We start from the raw sequence: 434 nt of genomic DNA, 5'->3' as shown, positions 1-434 counted from the left end.
ATGTACTTCACGATCCGCTCCGTGGCGCCCCAGCTGTGGGAGACCGGCCCGGAGCTGCTCAACGTCCCGTTCTCGAGCGTGAACACGACGATCCTGGTGATCTCGTCGTTCTGGTGCCAGTTCGGCGTCTTCGCCGCCGAGCGCTTCCAGCCGCGCCGCCTCGGCCGCCTCTGGGAGCTCTCCAAGTGGGGCATGCAGGAGTGGTTCGTCCTCACCTACATCTTCGGCGGGATCTTCGTCGCCGGTCAGGTGTTCGAGTACGCGGAGCTGGCCCACGAGGGCCTGACCATCGCGACCAACGCCTACGGCTCGGTCTTCATCCTGGCCACCGGCTTCCACGGCATCCACGTCTTCGGCGGTCTCGTCGCCTTCCTCATGGTCATCGGGCGCTCCTTCGCCGCGAAGCGCTTCGGTCACCAGGAGGCCACCAGCGC

1 protein-coding gene is annotated in these 434 nt (G+C 66.6%); it reads left to right on the top strand.

All coding sequences use genetic code 11. The features are described from left to right. Positions 1-434, top strand: a 434-nt coding sequence (ctaE, locus tag GTR02_RS24810) for an aa3-type cytochrome oxidase subunit III (RefSeq protein WP_166609605.1), incomplete at both ends; no start/stop codon positions are given.

The organism is Kineococcus siccus (assembly GCF_009906795.1).
GTDB lineage: Bacteria > Actinomycetota > Actinomycetes > Actinomycetales > Kineococcaceae > Kineococcus > Kineococcus siccus.
The sequence above is the reverse complement of the archived record's forward strand: the minus strand, read 5'-3'. Positions and strand labels throughout refer to the sequence as shown.